Raw genomic sequence first — 11546 nt, forward strand, 5'->3', positions numbered from 1 at the left:
CACGGCGATCCTGTCCGTGCAATCCAGCAAATTCCATCAAGAACAACGCGATGGTTGATTGGTTTGCGTTCATTCGGGGCGCGGATGGCCAAGATAAAACGCTCGTGAAACGCCTACTCTTCGTCCGGCATCAGGTCTCGTGCCAAGCTGGTCTCCATCGCAGATACCAGCTTGAATCATGATCAGCGCGCCCTGTGAAACCCTTTTGTCAACATGACCTAGTGATCCTGAACGGCGGCATCCACCTGTCGGCCGGGTCGATCCCGGCGCTATCGGGGGGCGTGGCGGGTGCTCAGAAGCATGGTTGGCCCGGCGCGAGCCGTGTCCTGTAGGTGCTGCCGGGCGCCCTGCGACCGATCGAGGCCGAAGCGCCACAGCACATTGCCGGTGAGTTCATCGACGTAGGGCAGCATCGCGTGGGCGGCTGCGCTCAGTCCCTAGCCGATCGGAAGGTCGGCCGCTTGGTCCAGTAGCCATGCCGGCCCAAGGCGGGAGGCACGCTCCATGGTCGTCTGGATGGTGTGGCGGGCCTTTGGCGTCCAGCGCTGCGTTGGGCGCCTTGGTCAGCGCCGCGGCGATTAAGCCGGCCACGGTCGAGGCGAAGAGCTTGGCATCCAAGTGATGCCGTGGTCGACCACCAGCGGAATACCCTCGGCAGCAAGAGCTGCGACGGGGGCTGTTATCAGTTGTGCGGCCAGCGCCGCCAACGTGGGGGTAATGCGTGTCAGCCTGATCGGTTTTCTTCGAACCATTTGGGAGCGTTGAAGCAGGGGTGGGTAGGCCTTGGCGGCGTATTGATTGTAGCCGCTAATGCACTTAGTGACGGTGCGTGATACGATCGCATCGATCATCTGCACAGGGTCATGTCCTGCTGCGGGGTGTAGTCTGCGCCGAAGGGATCGGTCGCGGCCGAGCCGTAGCCATTCAGCAAGCAAATTCCGATGGTGCCGGGGTTGCGGTCGACCGCATGGGCGCCGGTTTCGGCGTCGGGACGCCCCACCAGAACCTTGCCATTGCGGTCGATGACCCAGTGATAGCCGATTTCGCGCCAGCCTTTGGCCCGGTGCCAGCTGCGGATTTCGTAACCTTACCGGCCAGCGGCTGGCCGGCCATCCAATCGGGGCTGGTCGCACTGCAGTGGACTATGATCTCGTGTACGGGATGGCCGGCACTGCCTTGGCGGATCACCGCACCGCCGGCCGGGTGCGGGGCAGGGGTTTGTGGCGTGGGTGCGGGTGCGCCACTCACTAACAGCCAAGCCTGCGCCTTGGCCTTGGTATCCTTGCCGAACCAGCCGTCGGCTCCCCTACGGCCCAGGTCATAGTCAAGCCCAATCAGTCCGGTATAGATCGGCCGGATTGGGTCTTTCGACATATCGTTCCCCCATGAAACTCCGCGTGATGGCGGGGCGGGAGGGGGTGGGATGGCGGCGCTATGTCACCGCCGCCAGCGGACCAGCAGGCCAACGATGGCGCGGCACATGGGGGCGGAGCGGGGGATAAAAGGGGGGCGGTCAGGAAGCTGTACCGCTCTCGGGCGTGATTGGGGATCAGCAGCCAGAACAGCACCAGCAGGTGACGGCCGCCACAGATGAACAGAAGGCCCAGAATGGAGTTGGGAATTGGACGCCCCACCATGGCGTGCCAGTCCGACCAGCTGCCCTCATGCATCGCATCCAGCGCCAGCGGCATAACATCCCAATAATGCGCCCGCAGTGTCGAGGCGGTGACGATCAGTACCACGCCGCCCGAGCGGTGATAGACGGGCGATCCGTCGGCCCGCATCGCCACGGGCAGGAAGCCGCGGGCGACCAGCGCCATGGTCGTGGCCAGCATCAGCGCGCCAGCCCATGCCGACAGTTCAAGGATGGTTGTCACCACGCTTCCTTTCCTTCAGTTCATCCAGCAGCCAGGCGAGATCATCCACCTTGCTGGCAACCTCGCGGTTGCGGTCCTCCATCTCGGCCAGCTCGCGCTGCCGGGCCTGGCGGCGTGTCTCGCGCTTGGGGCGGAACCAGAACATGGCCGTCACTCCCGTCGCGCCTGGCGGATGTTCTCCGCCAGGTCGTCCAGCGTGCGCGCGACTTCCTTCGTCAGATCGGAATGCGCCCGGTTGGCGTCTTTCATGTCCTCCATCCGGACCCCGTTCAGGCGCCGGATCTCACGCCAGAGCGCGATGGCCACGAAGCCCATACCCACGATGACGACGGCGGGAAGCCCGCCGCCCATCTCCTCGATGATGCTCTCGGGGTTCATCGGCTCCTCCGTGTCACGCCTGTACTACCGATGATGGCCAGGATCAGCATCGCCAGCCCCACGACGGCGCCGCAGTTGCGCCAGGCCCCGGCAGCGACTGCCGCGCCGCAGGCGACCGCCGTGGTATCGACCAGGCTGTCGGCAAGCCCCAATCCTGCAAGGACCATCTGGCCACCCTCCCAGAGGACGGGATATGCCAGGGCCACAATTGGCGCGCCGCGCCATGCGCCGCAGATCCCGCCGATGATGGCGGTGAGGAAGATCCCGATCGAGAAATGGCCCAGCAGTGCCGCGCCCCAGACATAGGGGTCAAGCTGCGCCTCGGGGATCGCGAACACCTCTTGCGGAAGGTCGATGAGCCCGGCATCCCCTGCCGGTATTCTTGGTTCAGCCGCGCCCGGATGGCCAAGCGGTTCGCATCGTGGTTTCTGCCGCGAATGATTGACAGAGTGTCATAGACAGATGCCCTCAAGCCCGTTCCGCTATCAGGGTTTTGACCGGACGCGAAGTTGCAAGTCCTGAACTCAGGGTAGGAATGCGCAGCGACGCCTCGCAACTGTCCGTTGATGCTGATGCGAATTGCGCCGCCAGTGGTCTGACCATTCGTGGAAGGCGACCCCGAAACAAATTCGATTTCATACGCACGATTGCCTGCCGACACGCCGGGGCTGAGGTTTGCCGTCACATTTCCAACACCGTTCGTCGTTGGGTTTCTACAACAGAACCTCATTTGCAAACGGTAGGAAGCCAGCCAGATGTTAGCTGCGGATTGCAGTTCCCCATGAAATACCGTTGGCACCGCCGAGGTTCACGTTGGCGGCACGGTCAGCGCGATCACCTGGGACCTCCGCTTGGTCGCGGGTGCGCTGTGACGATCCTTGCCGATCGTCCGGCCTGCCCAGCGGTCCTTGGCAGGCTGATGACCGAGAACCTGACGCTGCATCAGAAGCTGAAGGACCATCCCATTATCGTGATAAGGAAGCCGGCATGAGCATTACTGACTTCTCGCCCCGCATCGCTACCTACGCTGCCCATACCCGCTGCCGGACTCTTGCCCGCCTTATCGCCGATGAGCGCAATGAGATCACCGCCGCCATGGTCGGCGTGATCGACCGCTACTGCGGCTTGGACCCGATCGACATGCCGCCGGCCCGTGAACTCGGCGCCGAGGGCTGCCGCATCATCGAGGCACGTGAGCGGTCGGCAGGACGTTCGGAGGTCGAGGCATGAAGAACAAAGCTGGGCGATCTGAACAATTACCGCTCTGCGGCCCTGGAACGGCTCTGCGATGAAAGTTTGACCCCGGATCAAATCCATCAGGAGGCCAAGCGCGCCGACGCCATCGCCGCGGTGGCTGCCAAAATCATCAACAACGCCGGAACGCAGCTGCAGGCAGCAAAGCTTTGGGCCGGACATGGCAGTGCCATGCCCATGCTGCCCAAGGTCGGTGGTGGGGCTGCCGATATAGAGGGGAAGGCCGAATGAAGGGGCGCGCCACAAACTACCACCCGGAGGAGCTCGTCTGGATCGAGGCGCGCAAGCATCTGCCCCGGGCAGAGCTGCATCAGCTGTTCCGCGCCTTCTGGAAGCGAGACGATGTCTCACAGGCAAACCTGACCGCGCTTTGCCAGCGGCAAGGCTTGATGACCAGTCGGACCGGCCAGTTCGTGAAAGGGCAGGCGTCCCACAACAAGGGCAAGCCGATGTCGCCCGAGGTCAGGGGACGGACCATGGCAACCACCTTCAAGCGCGGAAACCGCCCCGCGAACTATCGCGGGCCGGGGCATGAACGCATCGATAGCAAAGATGGCTAGGTTGTGAAGATCGTGGATGAACCGAACCCATGAAATGGTTATGCGACATGCCCCATGCCCAAGCACCGCTATATGTGGGAACGGCAGAACGGTCCGATCCTCGAAGAGCACGTCCCGAAATGTTTGAACGACGACAAGACCAACTGGCAGGCGACCCCCCAAGGCATGCTGCCCCGGCTGAACGCCCGCTGGAAGAGCGTGAAATACGACGACGCGCCCGCCGATCTGAAGCCAGAGGTGATGGCCGTTGCAAAGCTGGATCATGCGGTGCGCGTGGCTCGGAAGGCCCAGCGCCGAGTGGCAAAGGAAAGCTGATGACTGCAGGTGCACCGATCTTCATCCGACCCGCCCAGGTGAAAGAGCTATTCGGGATCCATCGCGCCACCCTCTATCGTTGAGCGGCTGCCGGTGACATCAAGATCCACAAGCGTGCAGCGGCAAGCTTCGTGCACGTTGCCGACGTCACAGATTTCATCACCGGCAGCTTGTGGGCTGCGGAGGGGGTAAGATAAATTCCCCTTTGATATCAGACGGTATGGTGCGGCGGCGCGCACCGCTAGTAAAAGGAGTGCGTGATGGCACGCGCTGACCTGACCTTCGTGCCAAGATTGCTACCCTCATCACAGGCTGCCGCTTACCTCGTGGTCAGCGCTTCCACTCTGAGTGGTCTGCCCGTTCCGCGCAAGCTGCTGGGTTCCAAACGCCTCTACGACCGTCTTGCATTGGATCAATACGCCTCGAACTTGCCTTCCGAGGATGAACATCGGGAAAACTCATGCGACGTAGTGTTCGGGGACTGAGCGAAACAAGGTCGTCACCAAGAAGGACGGACGACCATACAAGTATCGCCGAGTTGGTTCCCAGCTGGTGGCATTGCCCGACCTTCCAGAGCATCACCCTGACTTCATCGCCGCCTATGTCGCTGCTGGCGCGGTACAGCCAAAACCTCGCCATCGGGAAGGATCGATTTCGGCCCTCTGCGCTGCTTATCTGGCTTCGCAAGAATATAAGCGGATGGCGGCCAGCACCCGTTCAGTCTGGCGCCGGACACTTGATCGCATCAGCATCGACAGGGGGGCGGCGCTTGTCGTGGATCTTCGCGCCGAACATCTGCGCAAGGATATCCGTGCCCTGACACCCGGTGCAGCGCAGAACTGCCTCAAGGCGTGGCGTTCCATTCTGAAATTCGCGGTCGAAGAGGGGATGATCCCGGCCGACCCTTCCGCAGGCATCAAGGCCCAGCGCGGAGAGGTCAAGCCGCATCGCCAATGGACCTGGGCCGAGTTCTCCAAGTTCAGAGAGTATTGACCCGTTGGTGCGCTGGAAACGATCGCTTTTGAAGTCATTTGCTGCATCGGTGCCCGCTGTGTGGATGCGGTCCGCCTTGGCTGGCAACGCGTCGACGACGACGGCTGGCTTTCCTACGTCTAGGTGAAGACAGGTAGCCCCGCGACCTGTCCGATCTCGATGCTGCCCGATTGGGCTTCGACCATGGAGGCCGATCAGGCACTCTCCATGGCGTCGGTGCCGCGCAATCGCCTGATCTGGATCACCACGCAGACCGGCAAACCGAGAAGCGTTAAGGGCTTGTCCCAGTGGATGAGCGCGGCCGCGTCGTCAGCTGGCCTGCCCAGCGACTGCACCGCCCACGGGTTGCGAAAGGCACGCGCCGCGGCTTTGGCTGAGGCTGGCGCGACGGCGTCCCAGATCGGTGCCTGGACCGGCCACGCGAGCCTGTCGGAGATCGCGCACTACACGCGCCAGGCCGACCAGAAGGGTGTTCTCGGGGCGAAGCGGGAACGCAAAGGTGGAAACAAGATCGCTCAGTTTCCACAACAGCCCTGAAAGCCGTTTGATATCAATATGCGCTTGAAGAAGTGGTGCACCCGACAGGATTCGAACCTGTGGCCTCTGCCTTCGGAGGGCAGCGCTCTATCCAGCTGAGCTACGGGTGCCTGCCGCCTGATTACCGATGTGGATCAGGCGGTGCAATGGTGAAAATGCCTTATGCCTTGGACAGGGCCTGAATGATCGGGGTGAAGTCCGCGGCCTTCAGGCTGGCTCCGCCGACCAAGGCGCCGTTCACATGGGGCAGGGCGAAGATCTGGGCCGCATTGGCGGGCTTGACGCTGCCGCCATAGAGCAGCGACATCTGTGCGCCGTCGTCGAAACGGTCGGACAGGTCGGCGCGGATGCAGGCATGGACTTCGGCGATCTGGTCGTCATTGGGGGTGCGTCCGGTACCGATGGCCCAGACAGGCTCATAGGCGATTACGGTGTTTTCGGCGGTCGCGCAATCGGGAACCGAGCCTGCCAGCTGACCCGAGATCACCTGCAGCGTATCGCCGCTGTCGCGCTGGCCTTCGGTTTCACCCACGCAGATGATGGTGATCAGACCGGCCTGATGCGCCGCAATGGCCTTGGCACTGACATCGGCATCAGTTTCGCCATGATCGGCGCGGCGTTCGGAATGGCCAAGGATCACATGCGTCGCGCCCGCGTCTTTCAACTGCACAGCGGCCAGATCGCCGGTATGGGCGCCGCTGGTCTTGGCGTGACAATCCTGCCCGCCGATCTGAATGCCGGGGGCCGCCTTCGATGCCATCGGATGGATCAGCAGGGCGGGCGGACAGATGACGACGTCGCAGCCGCCGTCCATTGCCTCTGCCATCTGGTCCAGTTGCGACAATGCCGCCAGGTCGCCATTCATCTTCCAATTGCCGGCGGCAATCTTGCGCGGTGCCATAGGTGTCTCCTTCTCCTGTCGGGAAGGCTAGACACGCCGTGGTGCAGGCGCAATATCGAAAGGATCAGCTTTGGGCGCGGCTGCCTTCCAAGGGTTCGAAGCGGACGGATTCGCCGCAGCCGCAGGCGTCGGTGACATTGGGGTTGCGGAACTTGAAGCCGGATTCCAGCAGGCCGGTCTCATAGTCGATCTCGGTGCCGAAAAGGAACATCTGCGCCATGGGCGCGATGATGACGCGGGCGCCGTCCTGTTCGATTACCTCCTCGTTGGCATCGGGGGTCGCGGCCAGCTCCATGGTGTATTCCATGCCCGCGCAGCCGCCCTTCTTCAGCCCGATCCGCAGACCATAGGCGTCCTTGCCGGCCATCAGACGCGCGATCTGCGCGGCGGCCTTGGGGGTGATGGTGACGGGGGCGGTGCCGGGTATGGCGAACATGGCGGGATCCTTTTCCTGACCCTCAAGATAGTCATCCGGCCTGCAGTGCTTCAACCCCGCAGGCCGTGAAAGCTTACATGAAGCCCAGTTCCAGGCGCGCCTCGTCGGACATCATGTCCATGCCCCACTGCGGCTGGAAGGTCATCTCGACGTCGACCTGCTTGACGCCGGGCAGGGGTTCGATCGCATCGGCGACCCAGCCGGGCATCTCGCCTGCGACGGGGCAGCCGGGGGCGGTCAGGGTCATGGTCACGCGCACCTCGTTCTGTTCGTTCGCCTCGATCGTGTAGATCAGGCCCAGATCATAGATGTTGACCGGAATTTCCGGGTCATACACCGTCTTGCACGCCTCCACGATCGCCTCGTAGAGCGGATGGTCCGTGGTCGAGGGCGCGATCAGCGGCGCGCCTTCCATCAGGGGTTCGGTCATCACATCATCCTTCAATTCCGACCAATTATATAGGGCACCCCAGGGCCGCGGTCCAGTGGTGGCCCGGCATTGCGCCCAAAGGACGCTGCGGTTAGATACGTCCGGTTCCAGCGACAGGCAGCATGATGACGAAACGCATCTCTTTCACCCTTCACGCGACTGATGGCGCGGCCCGCACGGGCGTCATCGACACGCCGCGCGGCGAAATCCGCACGCCCGCCTTCATGCCGGTGGGGACGGCGGCGACGGTCAAGGCGATGCTGCCGGGATCGGTGCGCGAAACCGGCGCCGACATCCTGCTGGGCAACACCTATCACCTGATGCTGCGCCCCGGGGCCGAACGCGTGGCCCGTCTTGGCGGGCTGCACCGGTTCATGAACTGGGATCGACCCATCCTGACGGATTCGGGCGGTTTTCAGGTCATGTCGCTGGCCGGCCTGCGCAAGCTGACCGAAGAGGGCGTGACATTTTCAAGCCATGTCGACGGCTCCAAGCATCACCTGACCCCCGAACGCAGCATGGAGATCCAGCGCCTGCTGGGGTCCGACATCGTCATGGCCTTCGACGAATGCCCCGCGCTGCCCGCGACCGAGGATGAGGTCGCGAAATCCATGCGCCTGTCGATGCGGTGGGCGCAGCGGTCGCGCGATGCCTTCGGCGACCGCCCGGGCCATGCGCTGTTCGGCATCATGCAGGGCGGCGTCACCCGCGACCTGCGCGAAGAATCCGCGAAGGCCCTGACCGACATCGGCTTCGACGGCTACGCGGTCGGCGGCCTTGCCGTGGGCGAGGGGCAGGTGGCGATGTTCGGTGTGCTGGATTACGCCCCCGGTTTCCTGCCCGAGGACAAGCCCCGCTATCTGATGGGGGTCGGCAAGCCCGACGACATCGTGGGGGCCGTGCAGCGCGGCATCGACATGATGGATTGCGTGCTGCCATCACGTTCGGGGCGTACGGGTCAGGCTTGGACGCATCGCGGTCAGGTCAACATCAAGAACGCCCGCCACCAGGACGATCCGCGCCCGTTGGACGAAACCTGCGGCTGCCCGGCCTGCACCGGCTATTCCCGTGCCTATCTGCACCACGTCTTCCGCTCGGGCGAGATGATCAGCGGCATGCTGCTGACCTGGCACAACCTGCACTACTATCAGCAGCTGATGGCGGGTCTGCGCGATGCCATTTCGTCGGGCACATTGGATGCTTTCGTGGCAAAATTCCACGCCGATCGTGCGCAGGGCGATATCGAACCGCTGTGATGCATTTTGCGCCGCGTCACTCTTGCGCGGCGCAGACGGGACGTTATGTTCGGGATGTTCTCAGGGCGGGGTGAAATTCCCCACCGGCGGTGACAGCCCGCGAGCGCCCCTTCCCATGGAAGGGGGTCAGCAGATCCGGTGAAATTCCGGGGCCGACGGTATAGTCCGGATGGAAGAGAACCGTGTCAGATCCTGTCCCGGGGTCCGTCATGGCTCGTGCTCTGGGACCTGACGCAAGCAACGTAAGGTTCCTGATAAGATGACCAACCAATCCCCCCGTATCGCCTTCATCAAGGCACGCTGGCACGCCGATGTGGTGGACCGCGCCCACGACGGTTTCGTCGATGCCGCCGAAGGCCTGATCCCCAATGCCCAGATCGACGCCTATGACGTCCCCGGCGCATTCGAGATGCCGCTTCTGGCCAAAAAGCTGGCCCAGACCGGCAAATACGACGCCGTCGTCGCCGCGGCGCTGGTCGTCGATGGCGGCATATATCGCCATGACTTCGTGGCCCAGGCCGTGGTGTCGGGCCTAATGCAGGCCGGCATGGAAACCGGCGTGCCCTGTTTCTCGGTCTCGCTGACGCCGCACAACTATCAGGAAACCGAGCTGCACACCGCCTTCTTCACCGATCATTTCGTCAAGAAGGGCGCCGAGGCCGCCGAGGCCGTGCGTCAGGTTCTGGCCGTCGAGGGGCAGCTGGCTGCCCTGGATCAGGCCACGGCCGCCTGATCCAGCCTCGGGCGGTGCGGGGACGCCAGCATCGCCCGTGACTGGTCCAGTTCCGATGCGGTGCGTTCGGGGGCCCACCCCAAGATCGCGCCGCAAATCCCCGCGATGCAGTCCGGATCGCGGGCAGACAGCTGACCCGTGACTGCTAGCGCTGATCGGTGCGTCCTGCGTCTTACGACAGCGCGTCCGGTAAAGGCGGTGCAACCAAGGCGATGGCGGCGACGGCAGGCTTACTCGCTTGCGTACCGTGGGAAGGACGCGGCCCATTTGTCGAAGACCACCGCCCTAGTGGCAGTTCAGGTCGTTGTTGATGTTAAAAAACAGCGCCATGAACAATAAGTTCCAGACGGGGTAGGGGGCGCGCGGTCAGGCCCGCCCCGATGTGGTCTCACTCGTCCGGAATGAAAGGCGCGCTGCAGTTGTCGACACTGTCAGGCGTGATCAGCAGGCAGTAAAGCGGCTGCTTTTCGGCATCGACGCCGGTTTCACCGTTTTTGATGAAGCTGTCGGCCTGACGCACGGCCTCTTCGGCGAAGATGGCGACGGGCTGCAGGACGGTATAGGCCAATTCACCCGCCTTGACGGCTTCGACTGCATCGGGCGATCCATCGAAGCCACCAACGATGACGCCATCCAGCTTGCCGGCTTCTTTCAGGGCGGCGATGGCATTCAGTGCCATTTCGTTTTTGCCGGAGATCACGCCGTTCATGTTCGGGTTCGCCTGTATCAGCGACTGCATGCGCTGATAGCCTTGAGTGCGGTCCCAGTTAGCGATCTCTTGGCTGTCCTTTACGAACTCGTGGTACTGGGAACAGGACGGTCTGATAGCCGTTGGACCGTGTCTAAACATTGTTGTCAGAAGGCGCGCCGAACAGTTCGACGTAGGTGCCGCCATCCTTGCCCATTGCCAAGACCCAAAGCCTGTTCGCCAAGTGTGGTACCTTGGGCGATGTTCGACAGCAGATGCGCCCTTGCCAGACCCTTCTGGTTAATCTCGGCATTGACCAGAAAGACCGGGATGTCCGCGTCGACGGCCTTATGGACGGCGCCGACCGAACCGTTGGCATCGGTCGGGTGCAGCATGATCGCCACCGACTTATTGGTGATGGCGGTGTCGATCAGCGTGCTTTCGGTATCGCTGCGATGGGCGGCCAAGTTGGCGGTGTTGCCCAGATCCTTGGAGATGGCCTTTCGTGACCTCGCGCTTCGGTGAACCAACAGGGTTTTGCAGGGTTTTTAACGATCACGGTGATCAGCCCTTCGGCCCAGGCCGGTCTTGCCCTCAGCGAAACGGTGGTCACATCGGCCGTCAGTATGCGGAAAGTCATCTTCATCATCTCCACTCTCTCTGTGACAAATACTGTTTGCAGAAAGTGCCAATCTTTCCGACCGCATGTCTCTTCGGCGGTCGGAGAAGGGGGCGGGGTCAGCCTTGGCGGGTGCCGCCGCCGTATTAAAGAGAGTTCATCGGTACGCCGTTGACCGCGCTTGAGGTGGCGCCCACGCACTGGGTCAGCACGACTACCGCCCAGACCAGCAGATAGAGGATGAACCCTATGCTGTTCAGTTCGACCATGCTTCTGAGCACCCGCCACGCCCCCCGATAGCGCCGGGATCGACCCGGCCGACAGGTGGATGCCGCCGTTCAGGATCACTAGGTCATGTTGACGAAAGGGATTCACAGGGCGCGCTGATCATGATTCAAGCTGGTATCTGCGATGGAGACCAGCTTGGCACGAGACCTGATGCCGGACGAAGAGTAGGCGTTTCACGAGCGTTTTATCTTGGCCATCCGCGCCCCGAATGGACGCAAACCAATCAACCATCGCGTTGTTCTTGATGGAATTTGCTGGATTGCACGGACAGGATCGCCGTG

Annotated in this window: 21 protein-coding genes, 1 tRNA gene, 2 pseudogenes and 1 riboswitch; of the genes and pseudogenes, 10 read left to right on the forward strand and 14 right to left on the reverse strand. The window is 62.6% G+C overall.

What is annotated here, in order from left to right; all coding sequences use genetic code 11:
* The 7 genes and pseudogenes from DDE75_RS16765 to DDE75_RS17405 all read right to left on the reverse strand — a co-directional run.
* Window positions 1-158: pseudogene (locus DDE75_RS16765) on the reverse strand (IS5/IS1182 family transposase); the annotation flags it as partial.
* A gap of 689 nt (window positions 159-847) precedes the next feature.
* On the reverse strand, window positions 848-1078 hold the full coding sequence (locus tag DDE75_RS16770) for an N-acetylmuramoyl-L-alanine amidase (protein WP_108503536.1): 231 nt from the start codon (window positions 1076-1078) through the stop codon (window positions 848-850).
* A 256-nt stretch (window positions 1079-1334) separates the two neighbouring features.
* Window positions 1335-1877 carry a hypothetical protein gene (locus DDE75_RS16775; protein ID WP_162799097.1) on the reverse strand — a complete coding sequence of 181 codons (543 nt, stop codon included), beginning with the start codon at window positions 1875-1877 and terminating at the stop codon, window positions 1335-1337.
* Window positions 1861-2022: a hypothetical protein gene (locus DDE75_RS17400; RefSeq protein WP_162799098.1), complete on the reverse strand. Its 162-nt coding sequence runs from the start codon at window positions 2020-2022 to the stop codon at window positions 1861-1863. The genes DDE75_RS16775 and DDE75_RS17400 overlap by 17 nt, the downstream gene beginning before the upstream one ends.
* 5 nt (window positions 2023-2027) lie before the next feature.
* Complete coding sequence (locus tag DDE75_RS16780) at window positions 2028-2255, reverse strand: hypothetical protein (RefSeq protein WP_108503538.1); 228 nt, start codon at window positions 2253-2255, stop codon at window positions 2028-2030.
* On the reverse strand, window positions 2252-2593 hold the full coding sequence (locus tag DDE75_RS16785) for a hypothetical protein (RefSeq protein ID WP_108503539.1): 342 nt from the start codon (window positions 2591-2593) through the stop codon (window positions 2252-2254). Before DDE75_RS16785 ends, DDE75_RS16780 begins: the two co-directional genes overlap by 4 nt.
* A 470-nt stretch (window positions 2594-3063) precedes the next feature.
* A complete protein-coding gene (locus DDE75_RS17405; protein WP_162799099.1) occupies window positions 3064-3216 on the reverse strand; it encodes a hypothetical protein in 153 nt (50 codons plus the stop codon).
* Between the two features lie 26 nt (window positions 3217-3242).
* On the opposite strand from DDE75_RS17405, the gene DDE75_RS16790 reads away from it, so the two are divergent.
* The 7 genes from DDE75_RS16790 (at window position 3243) to DDE75_RS16820 (ending at window position 5914) form a co-directional block, all read left to right on the forward strand.
* On the forward strand, window positions 3243-3485 hold the full coding sequence (locus DDE75_RS16790) for a hypothetical protein (RefSeq protein WP_108503540.1): 243 nt from the start codon (window positions 3243-3245) through the stop codon (window positions 3483-3485).
* 120 nt (window positions 3486-3605) lie between these two features.
* On the forward strand, window positions 3606-3740 hold the full coding sequence (locus DDE75_RS17785; protein ID WP_272482576.1) for a hypothetical protein: 135 nt from the start codon (window positions 3606-3608) through the stop codon (window positions 3738-3740).
* Window positions 3737-4069 (forward strand): hypothetical protein, encoded by a 333-nt coding sequence (locus DDE75_RS16800; RefSeq protein ID WP_108503542.1) that lies wholly within the window; start codon window positions 3737-3739, stop codon window positions 4067-4069. Before DDE75_RS17785 ends, DDE75_RS16800 begins: the two co-directional genes overlap by 4 nt.
* A 54-nt stretch (window positions 4070-4123) precedes the next feature.
* Window positions 4124-4384, forward strand: a complete 261-nt coding sequence (locus DDE75_RS16805) for a hypothetical protein (protein ID WP_108503543.1) — start codon at window positions 4124-4126, stop codon at window positions 4382-4384.
* A gap of 260 nt (window positions 4385-4644) precedes the next feature.
* Window positions 4645-4869, forward strand: coding sequence for a DNA-binding protein (locus tag DDE75_RS16810; protein WP_245894787.1), 225 nt, complete (start codon window positions 4645-4647; stop codon window positions 4867-4869).
* Between the two features lie 67 nt (window positions 4870-4936).
* Window positions 4937-5377, forward strand: coding sequence for a hypothetical protein (locus DDE75_RS16815; protein ID WP_162799100.1), 441 nt, complete (start codon window positions 4937-4939; stop codon window positions 5375-5377).
* Between the two features lie 159 nt (window positions 5378-5536).
* Entirely contained in the window at window positions 5537-5914 is a 378-nt protein-coding gene (locus DDE75_RS16820) for a tyrosine-type recombinase/integrase (RefSeq protein WP_108503546.1), read from the forward strand.
* Between the two features lie 33 nt (window positions 5915-5947).
* Here DDE75_RS16820 and DDE75_RS16825 read toward each other — a convergent pair.
* From DDE75_RS16825 to DDE75_RS16840, 4 genes are all read right to left on the reverse strand, one after another.
* Window positions 5948-6024, reverse strand: a tRNA-Arg gene (locus tag DDE75_RS16825).
* A 50-nt stretch (window positions 6025-6074) separates the two neighbouring features.
* The gene (tpiA, locus tag DDE75_RS16830; protein WP_108503547.1) at window positions 6075-6815 is read right to left on the reverse strand and encodes a triose-phosphate isomerase; all 741 of its coding nucleotides are present in this window, start codon (window positions 6813-6815) and stop codon (window positions 6075-6077) included.
* Between the two features lie 64 nt (window positions 6816-6879).
* The gene (locus tag DDE75_RS16835) at window positions 6880-7251 is read right to left on the reverse strand and encodes a HesB/IscA family protein (protein WP_108503549.1); all 372 of its coding nucleotides are present in this window, start codon (window positions 7249-7251) and stop codon (window positions 6880-6882) included.
* 73 nt (window positions 7252-7324) lie between these two features.
* Window positions 7325-7681, reverse strand: coding sequence for an SUF system Fe-S cluster assembly protein (locus tag DDE75_RS16840; RefSeq protein WP_072297068.1), 357 nt, complete (start codon window positions 7679-7681; stop codon window positions 7325-7327).
* A 125-nt stretch (window positions 7682-7806) separates the two neighbouring features.
* Between DDE75_RS16840 and tgt the strand changes: the two genes are divergently transcribed.
* Both tgt and DDE75_RS16850 read left to right on the forward strand, forming a co-directional pair.
* A complete protein-coding gene (gene tgt / locus DDE75_RS16845) occupies window positions 7807-8937 on the forward strand; it encodes a tRNA guanosine(34) transglycosylase Tgt (RefSeq protein WP_108503550.1) in 1131 nt (376 codons plus the stop codon).
* A 52-nt stretch (window positions 8938-8989) separates the two neighbouring features.
* Window positions 8990-9122, forward strand: a riboswitch (FMN riboswitch).
* A 74-nt stretch (window positions 9123-9196) separates the two neighbouring features.
* A complete protein-coding gene (locus DDE75_RS16850; protein WP_108503548.1) occupies window positions 9197-9670 on the forward strand; it encodes a 6,7-dimethyl-8-ribityllumazine synthase in 474 nt (157 codons plus the stop codon).
* Window positions 9671-10058: 388 nt separating this feature from the next.
* Here DDE75_RS16850 and DDE75_RS16855 read toward each other — a convergent pair whose 3' ends face one another.
* From DDE75_RS16855 to DDE75_RS17795, 3 genes are all read right to left on the reverse strand, one after another.
* A complete protein-coding gene (locus DDE75_RS16855) occupies window positions 10059-10565 on the reverse strand; it encodes a substrate-binding domain-containing protein (RefSeq protein WP_272482577.1) in 507 nt (168 codons plus the stop codon).
* Window positions 10526-10888, reverse strand: coding sequence for a substrate-binding domain-containing protein (locus DDE75_RS17790; RefSeq protein ID WP_272482578.1), 363 nt, complete (start codon window positions 10886-10888; stop codon window positions 10526-10528). The genes DDE75_RS16855 and DDE75_RS17790 overlap by 40 nt, the downstream gene beginning before the upstream one ends.
* A gap of 235 nt (window positions 10889-11123) precedes the next feature.
* A complete protein-coding gene (locus DDE75_RS17795; protein ID WP_272482579.1) occupies window positions 11124-11246 on the reverse strand; it encodes a hypothetical protein in 123 nt (40 codons plus the stop codon).
* Between the two features lie 142 nt (window positions 11247-11388).
* On the opposite strand from DDE75_RS17795, the pseudogene DDE75_RS16860 reads away from it, so the two are divergent.
* Window positions 11389-11546, forward strand: a pseudogene (locus tag DDE75_RS16860) (IS5/IS1182 family transposase); the annotation flags it as partial.

This window comes from Paracoccus indicus (assembly GCF_003056335.1).
Classification (GTDB): Bacteria; Pseudomonadota; Alphaproteobacteria; order Rhodobacterales; family Rhodobacteraceae; genus Paracoccus; species Paracoccus indicus.